The organism is Pseudomaricurvus albidus, from assembly GCF_018863235.1.
GTDB lineage: Bacteria > Pseudomonadota > Gammaproteobacteria > Pseudomonadales > Cellvibrionaceae > Pseudomaricurvus > Pseudomaricurvus albidus.
This window is the reverse complement of sequence record NZ_JAHKRS010000005.1, coordinates 1-17,184: the sequence shown is the minus strand read 5'-3', so window position 1 is coordinate 17,184 and position 17,184 is coordinate 1. Positions and strand designations below refer to the sequence as shown.

General features: G+C 51.5%; 9 protein-coding genes. 1 reads left to right on the top strand and 8 read right to left on the bottom strand.

Translation table 11 applies throughout. From position 1 onward, the window contains the following. Positions 1 to 7: 7 nt before the first annotated feature. Entirely contained in the window at positions 8 to 661 is a 654-nt protein-coding gene (locus tag KOI40_RS09800; protein ID WP_304504202.1) for a class I SAM-dependent methyltransferase, read from the bottom strand. 277 nt (positions 662 to 938) lie between these two features. Between KOI40_RS09800 and KOI40_RS09795 the strand changes: the two genes are divergently transcribed. Beyond that, the gene (locus tag KOI40_RS09795) at positions 939 to 1,277 is read left to right on the top strand and encodes a hypothetical protein (protein ID WP_216097337.1); all 339 of its coding nucleotides are present in this window, start codon (positions 939 to 941) and stop codon (positions 1,275 to 1,277) included. Between the two features lie 137 nt (positions 1,278 to 1,414). Here KOI40_RS09795 and KOI40_RS09790 read toward each other — a convergent pair whose 3' ends face one another. The 7 genes from KOI40_RS09790 to KOI40_RS09760 all read right to left on the bottom strand — a co-directional run bounded on the left by KOI40_RS09790 (position 1,415) and on the right by KOI40_RS09760 (position 17,174). Beyond that, entirely contained in the window at positions 1,415 to 2,479 is a 1,065-nt protein-coding gene (locus KOI40_RS09790; protein ID WP_216097336.1) for an AI-2E family transporter, read from the bottom strand. 76 nt (positions 2,480 to 2,555) lie between these two features. After that, a complete protein-coding gene (locus tag KOI40_RS09785) occupies positions 2,556 to 2,906 on the bottom strand; it encodes a hypothetical protein (protein ID WP_216097335.1) in 351 nt (116 codons plus the stop codon). A gap of 10 nt (positions 2,907 to 2,916) precedes the next feature. After that, positions 2,917 to 3,678, bottom strand: coding sequence for a TSUP family transporter (locus KOI40_RS09780; protein WP_233710173.1), 762 nt, complete (start codon positions 3,676 to 3,678; stop codon positions 2,917 to 2,919). A 43-nt stretch (positions 3,679 to 3,721) separates the two neighbouring features. Then, on the bottom strand, positions 3,722 to 5,242 hold the full coding sequence (locus KOI40_RS09775) for a phospholipase D-like domain-containing protein (protein ID WP_216097334.1): 1,521 nt from the start codon (positions 5,240 to 5,242) through the stop codon (positions 3,722 to 3,724). A gap of 38 nt (positions 5,243 to 5,280) precedes the next feature. Next, positions 5,281 to 5,871, bottom strand: a complete 591-nt coding sequence (locus KOI40_RS09770) for a 1-acyl-sn-glycerol-3-phosphate acyltransferase (RefSeq protein ID WP_216097333.1) — start codon at positions 5,869 to 5,871, stop codon at positions 5,281 to 5,283. Positions 5,872 to 5,989: 118 nt separating this feature from the next. Beyond that, positions 5,990 to 7,576, bottom strand: a complete 1,587-nt coding sequence (locus KOI40_RS09765) for a peptide chain release factor 3 (protein WP_216097332.1) — start codon at positions 7,574 to 7,576, stop codon at positions 5,990 to 5,992. A gap of 247 nt (positions 7,577 to 7,823) precedes the next feature. Further along, positions 7,824 to 17,174 (bottom strand): cadherin-like domain-containing protein, encoded by a 9,351-nt coding sequence (locus KOI40_RS09760; RefSeq protein ID WP_369413178.1) that lies wholly within the window; start codon positions 17,172 to 17,174, stop codon positions 7,824 to 7,826. Positions 17,175 to 17,184 lie beyond the last annotated feature (10 nt).

The following is a 17,184-nucleotide window of genomic DNA, read 5'->3' as shown; positions in this document are numbered from 1 at the left end:
AAGCCAGTCAGAAACTGGCCCGATAGATACGCACATCTCGAAACTCGGCCGATTCGTCCAGATCCGGCATGGTACAACCTTCCCGGCGATCAACTTGCTGGTAAGGGGGGAAATCAAAGTTCTTAACCCTGGAATCGGCAATCAGAACATCATTGGCACGCTCGGCAAAACGCGCCAACCAGGGGAAATTGTCCCGATCGTAGAGCACATCAGCCACGATGATGATGTCGACATGGCCTTCTATATTGTCGAAGTTATCGCTGTAAGTGAGACACACCTGATTTAACTGTGCGTTTTCATAGGTGGCTTGCATGGCGACAGGATCAATGTCACAGGCCACCACCTCACGTGCCCCGGCCTTGGCAGCGGCAATCGCCACGACTCCGGAACCACACCCGAAATCCACCACACGCTTGCCGGCCACCAACTCGGGATTGGAAAGGATGTATTGCGACAGTACCAGACCTGATGCCCAACAGAATGCCCAGTAATAAGGCTGTTCCATCAACTTGAGAGCGGCCTCCTGTGGCAACCTGTCCTGAGGGTAATCTTCATTCATCAGGTAAAGTTGGATACCTGTACCGTTGTTCAAATCCAGAGTTTCAATTCGGGCCGTCGGCAGGATTTCGTGAACAACGTCTGTGAGTGTGGTGCTGATCAAACGGGTAAGTTCCTGAATTATGCGCTGAGCGCTCTCAAAATAGGCATATAAAGCCACATTATAAGCATAATTTAAGCTCCAGCCTCAAGCATCCGCCTTCAGATTTCGACGAGTTGATCCAGGACCGGCATCGATTCAGCAAGGCTGTTTATTATCAATTATCCAAAATACGAGTCATTGATAACAGAAAACTCTAAAAACGATGCACGCTTAACAGTTAATGGCACAAAAATCAGACAAAATAAGTGTTCATTCAGAAAACCAAAGGGTCTCATTCATGCGTCTCGGTTCAGGTAAAAGCCTTAACCCATTTCGCACGCTGCTGCCTTTGCTCTTATTGGTGGGCAGCCTCTCTGCGCACGCCGATAGTGACAGCACTGAAGAAGGCCAGTGGCTCCAGTACCTGAAAAATGCTCAAACAGGCGCGAGCATGCCACAGACCTACATGGATCCGGATGAATCCATCAGCCTGACCCAGGAAGATCTCCAGCGCCTCACCGGCACCTATGATGAATCTGATAGTGGCAAACACTCAAAAATGCAGTTCAGCGATCTGAACTACCAAGCCGATGTCAGTGAAGATTACGTACAATTCCGTCTTTTCCTGCAATTCTAAGTTGTTCGCCCTTAAACCTTCATTGCCCTGATACGGTCTGTCACCGGACAACAAGGCCTCACCTAAATGACTCCCCAAGCACCGAGGAGCGCCTCGGCCCCTCATCTACTACCTGTACCACTGTTTTTACGCGACCTCTAGGATTTTGAAACGGCAGCCTGGGTTGACGATAAATCGATACCCCGCCCCGACCCCAATATGACTCCCATCCAGCGGGTCCCTTCGGCACTCTCCAGAGCAATTTTAACCGTCATGGTCAGAGGCACAGACAACAACATACCCACAGGCCCCAGAACCCAACCCCAAAAAACCAAAGACAAGAATACAACCAAAGTCGACAAATCCAGTCCTTTACCCATCATGCGGGGCTCCAGACCATTGCCGACCAGACCATTCACAGCGATATAACCGATGGCTGTTACCAAAGCTTCAGACACACCCAGCTGCACAAGCGCCAACAATACGGCAGGCACAGCCGCCAGGATAGAGCCCAGATTGGGGACAAAGTTAAGCAAAAAGGCCAGCAAGCCCCACAAGGCCGGGTAATCAACGCCTACCCACCACAGCCAGATCATGATCAGCACGCCAGTCAGCAAACTCAGACCGGTTTTTATCGCCATGTATTGATTAATACTGCGGGTAAACCGTGTCATTGCCCGCACCATATATTCAGCCTGAGGATGGGCGTAGAGGATTTTATCGCTGAAACGAACTTCCTCGGCCAGGATGAAAATCACCGTCAATAAAATCAGTACGGCATTGGTCATCACATTGCCAAACGATGCCAATGTATTGCCTACAAAGGAAAGAGCCACACTGGGATTGAGTACTTCTCGCCAGATGTTCTCTGGCAATTCAATCCCTTTACTGTTTAGAAATGCCTGGACATTCAGACTCAGAGCATGAAGTCGCTCCTGGTATTGGGGCAAGTCGTCACGAAAATTACTGATTGATGAGCCGACCACCACTCCCAGGAGATAAGCCACGATCAGGATTACAGACAGCACAATCACCAGAGCCAGCCAGCCGGGCACCCCCTTTTTCTTTAACCATCCCAAAGGAGGAAAACAGATGACCGCAATAAACAGGGATAACAAGAAAGGCACCAGTAACGCTTCTGCGGACTTCATTCCGGCAATAATAATCACAAAAGACGCTATCACGATCATAAATCGCGAAACCGGTGTTTTTGAGGTGGTCATAAAACTTCCTTATTCGATCAAACGGTAGACTCGGGCAGTATGCCCTAAACGCTGAATGCAAATCCGGTTTATGGGTTCAATCTTTGTCTTTCATCACGTCTTGTTTTAACTGATCCAGCACTTCTCTCAGATCCTCTAACCCCTGAGGACTCAACAAAATACCATCGCGGTTATCGCCGATAAAATGCGCCTCATCAATGTCCTGGCACTTTTTCCTCACCTGTTCCAGCAGAGGGTCATGGCGGACAGGATAGCCGCAAAAGAATTGCCAGTCTGTCTCTGTCGCCTGCCCGAGCAGCATCCATTCCAGTAGCTGAATGGTCTTTTCCCGATTGATACGATAATAAGGATTCTTCACCCAAAACAAGATCCCCAGTACCGCGGCACAAATCAGGACACTCAACAAAATGGATACTAACAGCAGCACACACTCCCCTTTATGGAAAAACCAACAATTTAACAGCCAGAATCAAAATGACCACCACTAACACAGGCTGAACCAGAGCCGCACCCTTGTGAATGACCAGCTGCGAACCCAAACGAGCGCCCACAAACTGAGCCACCGCCATCGCAATAGCCAGCGCCCATACCACCTGCCCCGCCAGAATAAAGATCACCATCGACGTGGTATTCGTCACCAGAACCAGAGGTTTTGTATGGGCGGTCGCTTTGCGGAGATTAAAGCCTCGGAGTGACGAAAAGGCCACCGCATAGAAAGACCCCATGCCCGGCCCTAAAAAGCCTCCGTAGAAACCAATCCCACCGCCAATGGTTGCATCAAAGCGCCGGGCACTCCAGCGAGGCTCAGTGTCTTCATCGGACATACGGGGAGAGATGGCAACATAGATCGCCAAGGCAATCAACAGATAGGGCAATACACGCTCGAGCAATTCTGAATCCAGCTGCTGGACCGCCAGCGTGCCGCAAACAGCCCCCACAAACGCATAAATCATCGCAGATTTCATACTCCCTAGATCGATATGCCCTTTGCGTAAAAAGTTCATGGCCGAAGAGAAAGTACCAAATACGCTCTGGAATTTATTAGTTGCCAGAGCATTTAAGGGGGGCACACCAGCAGCCAGTAAAACCGGCAACACAATCAATCCTCCGGACCCCGCAATGGCACTGATAAAACCTGCTAAAAAACCGATGGCTGTCAGAAAGACAAACATGGCAAGAGACAACTCAACCCCTTCCATTAATATTCCTCATTACTGCTATTCAACTACTTTACGTTTTCAACTACATCTCTTCTTCTACGGGTAAATGAGAAATAAACCAATCTTCCAATCGCTGCATATGAGAATTCGCGGGTTGAGACGTCAGCACTTCCTCATCTGAAATCCAAACTACCTGATCTTTTTCATTAAACTCCAGATGCCATGCATTGGCTTTGGAAAAATCAGGCTCCACACTTTTCCTGACAGCCTGATTCAGAGCGTCATCTACCACCAACAGCCCCATTTCGGTATTTAATTTTAAAGATCTGGGATCCAGATTCGCGCTGCCAATAAACACTTTATCGTTATCCACGACAAACACTTTTGCATGTAATGCCAAATTTTTGGAATCGGTTGGCGGGAACATATAAAGAAAGCGCAGCTTGGCATCGGCTCTGACTTCATGCAGTTTTGCTCCGTGAGTCATCAAGGTGTTGATGTGATTACGGTAAGCGCTGTGAGCCGCCAGATGATTATTGGATCTGAGTGAATTGGTCAAGATTTTCACGCTCACCCCCCTATCAACCGCACGTTCTATGGCACCCTCAAGATGGGGGGTGGGTATCAAATACGCAGACACCAGCAGGATTTCATCTTCCGCCTGATCAAACAACCGGACCAGCTCATTAGCGACCTGCACCGGCGCCATTTCGGTATCCTCAGGCCTGTCCTGCGCAGGAAGATCCACGTATAGGCTCACATCCCCCGTAAAAGCACTTTTAACAGCGTTCACCCAGCGTGCTTTCATAACGTGATCCGTTTCTTCGGAATGCAGATGGGTATTGTCAGCGGCAATATCCCGAGCTTTTTCCAGCTCCAGCGTGGATGGCTCAATATGGGACAGCTGATCGATGGGAATGGACCAGTGATCGTTCCAATACTCATCAAAGCTGTCGGTGAGTTCTTCGATGATCGGCCCACCGACCAGCAATTCCATATCTCTGAAATTGGCCAATCCGTGCAGTCCATAGTATTCGTCAGCGAGATTACGACCACCGACAATAGCCACCTGACTGTCGACGATCATGGCTTTATTGTGCATACGGTGATCCAGCCGATGGAACTCATTGAGATTCACCAGCATTCGGCCCACCAGACTTTTAGCCCGTCGTTTGTATGGGTTATAAATCCTATATTCAATATTGGGGTGTTCGTGTAACGCCAGTAAAAAACTCTCTTCACCGGCAAGGAAGGTATCGTCGATAAGCATTTTGACCAAAACGCCACGGTCTGCGGCACGAATCAAATGATCCATGACCATGGACCCCACCACATCGGTGCTCCACAAAAAAGTCTGCAGATCAATACTTCGGGTTGCTGAATCAATGGCCAGCAGGCGCCAATCCAGAGATTGTCCACCGTCGCTCAGCAGAATTTGCCAATCTCCTGGATTGATTGAATCCAGCTGATCCCACAAATCATTATGGACAGCGGCCGGGGAATACTCCGGTTCCAGATCGACGGATTTGAGACTTGAGCAAGCGCTCAACAGGATCAGTAATACCAGAACCCATGAGGCGTTGTGAGCAGAGTGAGAAGTCATTTCAGTTATCCTTTCCGGTAGACTTCCCACAGTATAGATTATTGATTTTTAGGGTTAATTCCGATGAATTTATCGTTCATGTATTGGCGAATTTCTTCCGCCTGAGTCTCATGATCACCCGTAGCACGAACGACCTTATCCACAATCACAGACTTTTTGGTCGCGTCCATCCCCACCAGCATTATGGGCACATCCGCCGCTTGAGCAATACGCAAGAAGCCGGTTTTCCACGATGTCACCTTACTGCGTGTACCTTCCGGCGTAATCCCCAACCAGACCTTATCGTGATCCTGGTACCAACCTGCCGCCTGAGTGACCACATCACGAGCCTCTTTGCGATCAATGGGGATCGCGCCAAAATTCATAAACATGTTTTTGCAGGGCCAGAAAAACGCTTCTTTTTTCATCATGAAAGAGATTTTCAGGTTCAAGGCCAACAACACCGCAACGGCCACAATAAAGTCCCAGTTGGATGTGTGGGGAGCCAGAATCACCATAAGCCTGGGTTCATTGGGCAGCTGTCCGGTCAACTTCCAACCCATTAACCGCAACACAAAGCGGCCAAACTTTTGTGAAAAACCGGGTTTGCGCTGAGGCATTTGCTCCGGTATCGAGGATTCTATGGTCATGATGAATACTCTATCTCTCTCAATCGACCCCATATGGCCTCAGCGGGCGAGCGTTCTCCCCCGCTCACCAGGCCAATACAGGGTTTTCATCTTTTCTTATCTATTAATGTGTTATCAATCAGTGCTCCCGGGTCGCACGGAAGCGCACTTCGGGATATCGTTCTTCGGTTAGTGCCAGATTCACACGCGTCGGCGCCAGATAGGTCAAGTGCCCACCGCCATCGATCGCCAGATTGTCCGCACACTTGCGCTTGAATTCTTCGAACTTCTTGTCATCGTCACACTCGACCCAGCGAGCAGTGTTGACGCTGACCGGCTCATAAATCGCTTCAACCTTGTATTCGTCTTTCAAGCGATAGGCAACCACTTCAAATTGCAGAACACCAACCGCACCCACCACGATGTCGTTGGAGCGCTCAGGGAAGAAAACCTGAGTGGAACCTTCTTCGGACAACTGCTGCAAACCTTTTTGCAGCTGCTTGGTTTTGAGGGGGTCTTTCAGTCGAATTTTACGGAACAGCTCCGGCGCAAAGTGCGGGATACCCGTGTATTTAAGAACTTCCCCTTCGGTGAAGGTGTCTCCAATCTGGATGGTACCGTGGTTGTGCAGGCCAATAATATCTCCCGAGAAAGCCTCGTCCACCATGACCCGCTCACCGGCCTTGAAGCTCACCGCATCGGCAATTTTGACATCCTTGCCAAGACGGGTGTGTTTCATCTTCATGCCCTTTTTGTAAGAGCCCGAACAGATACGCATAAACGCAACACGGTCACGGTGTTTCGGATCCATATTGGCCTGAATCTTAAACACAAATCCGGAGAAGGCCTCTTCATTGGCCGTCACCTCACGGGTTTCAGTCGGTCTTGGCAGAGGTGCCGGTGCCCACTCCACAAAACCGTCCAGCATTTCCCGCACGCCAAAGTTTGCCAGTGCAGTCCCAAAAAATACGGGTGTCAGTTTGCCCGCCAGAAAAGCCTCGATATCGAACTCGTGGCTGGCGCCGCGCACCAATTCAATTTCTTCCAGAAAATCATCGTAATACACCCCCAGCAGCTGTTTGGCTTCCTCGCTGGCAAGGCCCTTGATCTGAATATCTTCCGGAATCACATAGTTGGAGCCACGCTCAAACACATGAATAGTGTCGGTATAGAGGTTGTAAACGCCCTTGAACTCCTTGCCCATACCGATGGGCCAGTTGATCGGGGCACCCTCGATTTTGAGGACGTCTTCGATCTCATCCAGCAATTCAATCGGATCGCGGATATCGCGGTCCATTTTGTTTACAAAACTGATAATTGGCGTATCGCGAAGACGACAAACTTCCATCAGCTTGATGGTCCGGTCTTCCACACCCTTGGCGCCATCCACCACCATCAGGGCGGAATCCACAGCCGTCAGGGTGCGGTAAGTATCCTCAGAGAAATCCTCGTGCCCCGGGGTATCCAGCAGATTGACCATGCGATCCCGATAGGGAAACTGCATCACCGACGAGGTCACGGAAATTCCCCGCTCCTGCTCCATCCCCATCCAGTCAGACGTGGCGTGACGATCTGCGCCCTTGCCCTTCACCGAACCGGCCACCTGAATCAACTGGCCCAACAGCAGCAGTTTCTCGGTAATGGTGGTTTTACCAGCATCCGGGTGGGAAATGATGGCGAAAGTGCGTCGTTTGGCGACTTGTTGCTGGAATGCGGCGTTTGACATCTGGGCTGGTTTTCCGGGTTATTGACAGATTTCCACCCACTGAGGACCTTGCTGTGCAACGGGAATTGCGCGGGTAAACCTGTTGGGGTTGTTTAAAGGGACGCTATTTTCGCTGATATCGCCCCGTTAAACAATCAACTACAACAGATTAGCCCACTTTGACTATTGACCATGGTGATTGAAATCATCAAATGTCGAATCTTTTGCCCTCGTGCCGAGCAACGAAAAGACCAGTTGGATAGGTGCATCAACCACCGTGGTGTTGACTATCATCGATATAATGATCCACAGACCAATCTACCGGCATCGAATCAATAAGATCCTGTGCGTCTTGATGCCCAGGTAATGAATCGCTTGCTGTAGAATCCAGACCATCTATATCTGGAGCCATCGGCACATCGACCGGCTGCAAGATATCGCTGGCAGCAACACCGGCCAGATCCAGATAATCTTCCAGATGTGCCACCTCAGCCGGCGCTGATTCCATCAACCCGCTGTCATCCATACTGGCATATTGCATGTAGTCATGCAGTGGCGGCTCCGGCAATGCTGTGGTGTCCGACTGTGAGGCGACAGTATCACTGGAGCTAGCTACATCAGTAATTGTCGGTGAAGGTAAAATATCGAGTAGAGCAAGTGATTGCACTACACCACCTTGAGGATCATGCACTTCAAATGAAATCTGTATTTCACCGGTATAGCCACTTTGTGGCGTTATCGTGAAGGTACCATCGCCGTTGTCGGTGACACTAGAAAAACCTGCATGGAGGTTATGAACAGAGAGTTCTTCACCGGCTTGCAGGTCAACATCATGAGCAGTAGCTAATAATGCCTCTTCACTAATGGTAAACGGTGTGCCACTGGTTTCATCGGGTAAATGTACCGTAGCTCCGGCGATTGGGGCCTGATTGGTGCCCGTAATGGTCACGGTAATCACCTGAGGGGTGCCGTCAACGCTGTGAACAGTAACGCTATCAGTCACCACTTTACCCTCGGGTAATTCCATAGTGTGATCGTTAAGCGTGTACTCCCAGTTACCATCTGGATCAATCTTTAACGACCCCCAACCATTTGAACCCTGGTAAGTCTCTACTCCTGTGTAGGAGTGAACCGTAATACGATGGTCAGAATCAATGTCATGCACAGTCAACTGTCCGGATATCGTCGCAAGAGCGTCCTTATCGTCAGTCATGCTGCCGGTTTTATCACCAGTAAAGGTGGCCGCGTCATTAACGTTGATGACGTCCAATCTCATAACGGATTCAGCAGAATCAAGCTGACCATCATTAACAGTGAAGCCCAAAGAGAGTTGACCTTGAAAATCCTGCGTTGGCTGAAACACCAGATGAGGAATATCAGCCGCGTCAATCTGCTGCCCGGTTGTTACGGCTTGACCGTTCAATAACAAAACACCAGAAGCAGGGAGCTGGGTCAGTGTCACATGGTGTAGCGAATCGGCAGAATCTACATCATGAAATCCGAAATCAGACGGTTGAAAGGTATAAGATGTATCTTCGTTAAACTCCGGAGTTGATGTTAGACGAACATCAGGCGCGTCTTCTAAAGGATTAACCTCAACAGACATCTGTACTGTTTGACTGCCTGTAACCCCCCCTTCATCGGTAGCAACACCCTTTACATCAAGCGTTAAGCTGGTTTCATAGTCTTTAGGCAGTGTCAGCGATAAATTTGGCAGTTCCTGAGGTGTGAGTACCCAAACACCATCCGCTCTTGATGTCCCCGCACTCAAAGAACTGCCAACAGGGATGCCCGAAATTTCTATGCTTTGGCTTTCGTGGGCATCAAAATGCCCACCCAATTGAATATCCAAGTCGAAGGTAGAATCTTCGTCATTCCTCACCGCACTCACTGTGACCGTAGGCACATCGGCAACTGGCGCCACAGTCACGCTGAGAGTCGAGCTTTGTTCCGCTTCTTGGGTGCCATCTGACGTTTTAGCAACAATTTGAAGATCGATGTCCCCCCGCCAATCCTGAGCCGGTGTCAGTGTTAAACCCGCCAAATCCGCAGGTGCTAATGTCCAGGAGCCATCTGCGTTATGACTACCTGCTGACAGGGTGGCTCCGTCAGGTATGCCCGTCATCACAATACTGACCAACTGGTCATCGGCCGCTGCCGCCTGCACATCAATATCAAGCGAAATCGGCGAGTCTTCAGGAGAGGCCATGATTTCGGTCTCTCGCATTTCCATAACGGTGCCATGCCGATCAATATGTAAGCTGCCTGCTTCCTGCATAAGCAAACCTGTTTCAGTTTCTGACCAGCCTATTGCACCCCAATCGTAAGTAATCTTGATATCAAGCTCCGCAGGCGCATTATCGGCAAATTGGAAAGTGATGTTCCGAGCATTCATGAAAGTAGCAACATCAAGATCGGGAAAGACCACCGTATCCTGATTGTTACTGTCGTATAACCCACAGTAAACAGGATCACCACTCACCAGTTGGCCGTCGATCAATAAGCCTGTTATACAGTGATTATCAACCCCGGATGGAACGGTAAAAGCGACAGTGTTACCGAGCATTCCATCCGTGCCCGAAGCTTCTAAGTACGAGAGATCCAATGGGGTATCTGTAGTGCCAGTCGCTGTTTCGACCAGGGATTGCACAGGTGTCTCAACCTGACGAGTGATGGTCGATACGCCAGTGACCGAAGCGCTAATAATCGGCGCATCAGTGACAGAGGTAATATCGATTATCGCTTGTGCTGTGGTTGAAAGGCTTCCATCGCTCACCTGAATACTGACAGCCACATCATCGCCATGGTAGTTAGCTTCAGGCGTAAACTCCCAATCACCAGTGGCTAACTTGGTGAAACTACCATGAGGTGAGGTAATGTCACTGATACTGAGCGTATCTGTTGCGTCAGAATCGTGTGCGCCTACCTTAGACAGAAGATCGGCCTCAGTGAAGGTCATGGTTGTATCTTCAGCGGTATTACCTAAATCAGCGGCATGAGCACTGTCGGTCGCAGTAACGGTTGGAACCAAATCGTTATCAACTATTGTCAGCTCGGCAGAGGCGTGCGTGACGCCATGATGCTGGTCTTCTACCTGGTAACTGAATTGGACGCTGCCGGTATAACCTTGTTCCGGAGTGAAGGTCCAGGTGCCATCATTGTGGTGAGTGATGCTACCGTGATCGACTGTGACCCCACTAACGCTCAGCGACTCGTTAGCATCGAGATCGATGTCGGAAGCGTGTGATAGTAACTGTGCTTCGGTTATCGTTACCGGGGATTCATCGCCAAGATTGGATAGGTGCACGCTGCCAGATACGGTCGGGGCAGAGTTGCTACCGGTAATATCGACAGTGATGACGACTTCACGGCCATCGCTGGCATGGATGGTGAGGGAGTCCTGCACATGTTCGTGTATTGTTAATGGGGCGACGGCTGCTTCGTCCGGTGTGTAGGTCCAGTGCCCATCTTGTAAAGAGAAGTGCCCATAACCATTGTCGCCAGCTTGGCTGGTAATATCAGGTAACGTCGGTTGGGTGGTGCCGGCATCAGGATCGAAGATGCCCAGGCTACCACTTGCCTGATCCTGAGCAGTGAGTTCCGCACTTGATTGGATGGTCCCCGACAGTGAACCGGTAAATCGTGATTCCGAATCACTGCCGGTGAGGTTAATCACCACCTGATGTTCGGTACCATCCGAAGTATGAAAAGTGAATGTCTCGGTGGCCTTCTGACCGTCGGGCAACGCCTCAGCATTGGGACCGGGCACGAAGGTCCAGTGCCCATTGTGCATGCTAAATTGACCGTAGCCTTGGTCGCCAGCTGCTCCATTCACCTCGACAAAGGTCGCCGCCGGGGTATCAACATCTTGAATATGCAGATCCCCGCCGATCTCCGATTGCGCACCGAGCCCAGAATAACTGGCCGTAATCGACAGGGCTTTATCATTGTCCGCTACGACCGCATAACCGTGGAAGCCATAGTCGGGATTACCCAGATTAACGAAGTGGTGGCCATAACGTACCAGGAGCGAGTCGGAAAACCCGGCTACCTGAAATTGTATCCCGCTGGAATCGAGGCCACCAATAGGGATAAAAATTTGCCCTGTGGCTGTATCGCCAAGCGTCACAGGTGCCAGAGTATGGCCCGTAAATTTGTTATGGTAACCCTCGACAACGTTGACTGTAAGGTCATGATGCCCGGCGTTCACGCCCTCAGTGACATCACGAAGGTCCTCGCCCGAGACCGTCGAGAGATCCTCCACCGGGTTGACGGCTATCTTCAAATTGCTGGTAGTGTCAGCATGGCTGCTGCCGTCGGTGCTTGTGACTGTGATGGCGAGGTTGATCTCGCCATTCCAATTCGCGGCGGGGGTCATCTGCAGACCTGACAATTGCTCTGGACTCAGGGTCCAGGAGCCATCGTGGTTATCGGTGCCGGCATTTAGGGTGGCGCCGGCAGGCAGACCGGAGATCGTGATCGTCAGTTGTTCTGAAGTGTCCGGATCCGCCACGGTGAGGTATAGCGGTAACGGGGTGTCCTCGTCGATGGTAGCCGAGAAGTTGTTGGACGGGCTGCCGCCGGTGGTCGGAGTGCGATCGACCGTGAAGTCCGCCCAGTCAGCAACATCCGTCACAAACTCTTCCCCGTCTGTGTAGTGCATGGAGAAGGTCATCTGGGTCGGCGCAGTATCATCCACGACTAGCTTTACGCTGCCATCACCGGAGTTATCCACAAAGGCCCTGATATTCCAATTTCCAACGATCTCTCGTCCAGTGCCATGCTCAGGGTCATGAACTTCAGCGCCTAGATGAAGCGTTTCACCTCCCGCCTTAATGGCGGTCACATGTGCCAAGTCTTCAGCTGACCCGTAAAGCACAGGTTTATCATAGAAGCCGTTAAAGTCTACGAACGTTGAACCAAGAAAAGTTTGACCAGTCGACACCCCCATTTCGGTAGCGAGACTAGCCACGGGCGTCAGAATAATCTTGCCACCGAGAGAAATATCCAGAGTCGGCGTATCGGCGACCGGAGAAATATCCATCAACGCATAGGCCGGGGTGATACCGTTGCCGTCGGTAACCTCAATGGTGACCGGTAAATGGCTAACATCAAAATTTGCTGTTGGGGTGAAGGTCCAGGAGCCGTCGGGGTTCTTGGCAAAGGTGCCGGCGGCAGCGTCGACAGCGACTGTGCTCACATGCAAGGTGTCACCATCCACATCATGGGCACCTACCAGTTGCAGCAGTTGGGCTTCACTAAAGGTTTTGGCTGTGTCCTCAGCTGTACTACCAAGATCGGCTGCGTGAGCGCCATCAGTTGCCGTGACCATCACGACATCATCGACAGCTTGCACCGATAGGTTTCCTGTCGCCTCGGCAGAGTCCGCATGGCCATCATTGACGGTGTATTTGAAAGCGACATCGCCATTGAAATCAGCCGTAGGCTGGAACACCAGTTTCGGGATGTCTGCTACATCGATCTGTTGATTGGCAGTAACAGCGCTGCCATCAAGCAGCAATTGCCCTTCCGCAACCGAGGGAAGTCCAGTGATGGTGACATGATTCAGCGTGTCGCCAGCATCCGCGTCGGTGAAACCGAAGTCGGCGGCGCTAAACGAGTATGGGGTGTCCTCGTCGGTCGACAGTGGTGTGATCGAGACCGTCGGTGCATCCTGAATGTTTGTGACAGCCAAGGCACCGACACCGGTGGTGCTAGCAGTCCCATCCCCCACTGTTATTGTGAATGGAATATGGTCACCACTCACATTGGCAGCAGGATGAAAAGTCCAGCTGCCGTCACTTTCATGACTGAAACTGCCGTACTGCGGATCTATCGTGATGTCAGTCACGTGCAGGTCGGCCCCGGCGTCTGTACTGGCTCCAAACATCTGCAGCAACTCGGTTTCGGAGAAACTGTGCGATGTATCTTCCGTCATCTTACCCAAATTGACTTCTTGGCTAATCACGGTGGGACCGTGGCTGGTTCCCAAGATATCGACAGTCAGAGTGTGCTGGCTGCCATCAGAATATTCAACTGTGAAATGTTCCTGCGCAGTTTGCCCATTGCCTAGTTGCTGAGAGTCCGGCGTTGTCGGGTCAACTTGATAAAACCATACGCCTCCGGTGCCGATTTTGAAGGTCCCGTAGTGACCTGCGGTATTCTCCTGGCGTATCGCGCTCAGATTCGGGTTATCAATATCCACGACCTTGAACACACCACCCGATGCCTTATCGGGCTGAGCCAGGTCTGCAGGGTGAGGCGTGGAGGCTATCAAGCGTCCCGGATCGTCGGTGCCAGTGAGGTTGATGACCACCTCGTGTGTTGTGCCATCCGTTGTGGTAACAGTAAAGGTCTCGCTTTCATGTGCTCCGGCAGCCAGGTGATCAGCACGGTTGTCGGGCGCGTAGCTCCAGTGCCCGTCGGCGTCGACGTTGAACTTACCGTAGTTGCCATCGACATCATGCTGGATCGTGAAGTGGGCCTGTGAAGCATCGGCATCGCTGACAGTCAGATCACCGGATACAGCAGTGTCTTCATCCGTTGCTTTCGTGTCTTCCCCGCCAACCGTGGCATCAGGTACCGGCGCAGTCGGATCGAGAATCACAGCCGCGCTGAAATCGGATAACGCTAGGGTGCCGTCCGGCCCGGTGGTTTCCACATTCAGGGTGACACGCATATTAGAGGTATCACCCTGGGGCAGCTGTGCGGTCAGCCCGCCGAGCGTCCAGCCGCTGATATTGACTCTCTCAGTGGGGCCCGTGATGGTGTGATGATGACCCTGACCATCGTCCAGCACGGTGCCGGCCGCGAAACCACCAATGTGTATACCCGTTACCTGGTCATACGGGTCCTGGGTGGTGATGGTCGGGCTCAGGTGCAGCAACGCGCCGGGGTTGGGTGGGATCACGTGAGTATCTACCATCGCCTCAACGGTAGAGACCGCACCCGTCAATGTGATCGGGCTGTGTCTTGCACTATCGACAATCTGACCGCCCTGGACCCGCACATCCAGCATCAGGTCAGATGTATGGGCTACATCACGTAACGGCGCATTCGCCAAAGCTGCAGGATTGACGAGGGTTGTAGCCACCGAGAGATCGAATATCTCCCCCTTCCAGTCATTGTTAGGGTCAAAGTAATCATCCCGGTAAGCGATATTACCCATCGTGGCAACAGCGTCGTTTGCTTCAAGGCTGTAACCTTTTTCCACATTATCGCCATGCCATATCGGCTGACCATCTTTGAGAATATCAAGCGTTCCTGAATCACCATTCCAAAGTATTGACCAACGGTGCGAGCCCGGATCGGCATTCATATTAATGTGTGTTTCGTAAGTGGTGCCGTTTCCAAATAAAATTGTCAGGTTCTGTGGTTTTGTAACACAGAAACCACCAATATTCAGGACTTGCTGAAGATCATTCGTACTGAGGGCAAACATCAAACCATTTTCAGCGGGCTGGGCATCACCAACTACCGTTAACTCTACCGCTAGCGCATTGAGTGTCTGAGCGTTGGGGATATTTTTGATTTCAGCGCTGCCTGCTTCAGTTCCACTAAAGTTGACTACGGACTGCTCCGCCAAGATATCGAGAGATACCTGGGCGGCATCAGTTACCGACGTGAGATCCAAAATTGCATGTGCTTCGGTCTCAGCCGTTCCGTCAGAAACCTGAACCGTAATCGGAATGTCATCGTGGTGGACATTGGCAGCTGGCGTAAATAACCAGTGATCCCCCTGTTGTGTAAAGCCGCCGTACTGCGAATCGATGTTGACTGCACTGATGCTCAGCCTGTCGCCGTCAGCGTCGCTGGCACCCACCAGGTTCAGCAGCTCTGCTGTGGTAAAGGTTTTACTGCTGTCTTCATCAATAGCACCTATATCTGCTGCATGGGCTACATCAGTGGCGGTGACGACCGGCACATCATTGCTGCCGGTTACGGTAACCACGGCAGACTGAAAGATATGCTCAGAGGCACTACCCACTGTCTCTGTCAGTAGGTAGCGGACGTAAACCTTGGCCTCATCATTTGGTGTGAGATGGTCGAACGCAGGGTTAGCTGGATCGATCTGCAGGGTATGACCATCCGCATCAAGCGCGACCCCGGCTGGCAACTGACTGCTGAAATGCACCCCGTCGTTCGAATAAAGCACCTGCCCGACCTGTATACCGTCGTTATCGCCAAGCAGATCCAAATTCGCAGCGGCACCGTTCTCACTCAGCGTTTTGCTGAGGCCATCCTCGTCAATAATCTCGGTTGTGGTGTGTACTGTATTGCCAAAGAGATCGGCTGCACTCACCTCGACCTGCCAGTCGTGGGTGCCCACCTTGTCGATCTGGGTGTGGGGAACCGTCACTGACCACTGTCCCCCGGTGACCGTGGTCGTGAGATCAAATGTATTGGCGTTATTCAGCTTATCAACCAGATGTACAGTGACGGTAGAGCCGTCTGTAACGCCTGTGGAAACACCGTGTATGGTCACATCACCGGATGTGACCTCCACCGCATTGGAAGCCCAGTGGGCACTATGGCCGGGATGGTTTGCACCGTGCACAGGATGGCTACCGGTGGTGTCGTGATGTACTTCCAGCGAGTTATCGATGCTGTCGATCTGTAATTCAGGCCGGGTCTGAGTATCAACGGTGGTCGGCAAGGGCGCACTCGCAGATGATTGGTTACCCGCAGTATCAGTGGCCGTGATGGAAAACGCGTGATCACCATCGGTGAGGGGCTGGGTTGGCTGAAAAGTAAAATGTCCTTTATCGTCTGCGGTCACGGTTCCGAGAACCCTGGTTCCATCCAGGATGGAGATCAGGCTTCCGGGTTCAGCAGTACCCGTGAAGGTCGGTGTACCAGTGGCTATATATGGAATACCGGGGTTGTTTGGATTCAGTGGATTGAGTGTCGGCGCGTTGGGCGCCACATTGTCGACCACCGTGAGTGAAAAGTTCTGGTGTGCTTCAGCACCGGAGGGATCGACTGCACTGATCCGAACACTGACCGAGCCATCATCAGCGTGATCCGGATGACCGGTAAACGTCTGTGTTGCCGGATTAAAATGCAACCAGGACGGCAATGGACTGCCATCCGCCAAGGTTGCACTTAAAGTGATGTGGTCGCCGTCGATGTCGGTGAAAGCGTTGGCGGGCACACGAAAATTGAGAGCGTCGGTTTCGTTTATGGAAACCGGCGTCAGGGTTTTGCTGATAATCGGTGCATCGTTGGTGCCGATGATGGTCACTGTCACGATGTGCTGCGTACCATCCGCGCTTTGTACTGTGATTGAATCAGTGACCTGCTGATGTGCCGCCAGCTTTTGAATAGCCGGATTAGAATTATCAGCGAGGTATGTCCAGCTGCCATCGGCCAACAGTGAAAACGAGCCATAACCCTGATCGCCCGGAGCTGTTGCAGGCTGAAACTGGGCTTCACCTGCATCCACGTCTGTGATCGTTAACTGGCCACCAGCGTAAAGTGTTTTGGTACGACCGGCCAGGGTATCTTCTGTAATCGATCCCGTATCCACACCGCTGATCACAGCACCATCATTGGTACCGGTGACTGTAATGGTGAGATCCTGTGTATCGGTTGCACCGGCTGCATCGGTGACGGTAATCGGGATAACA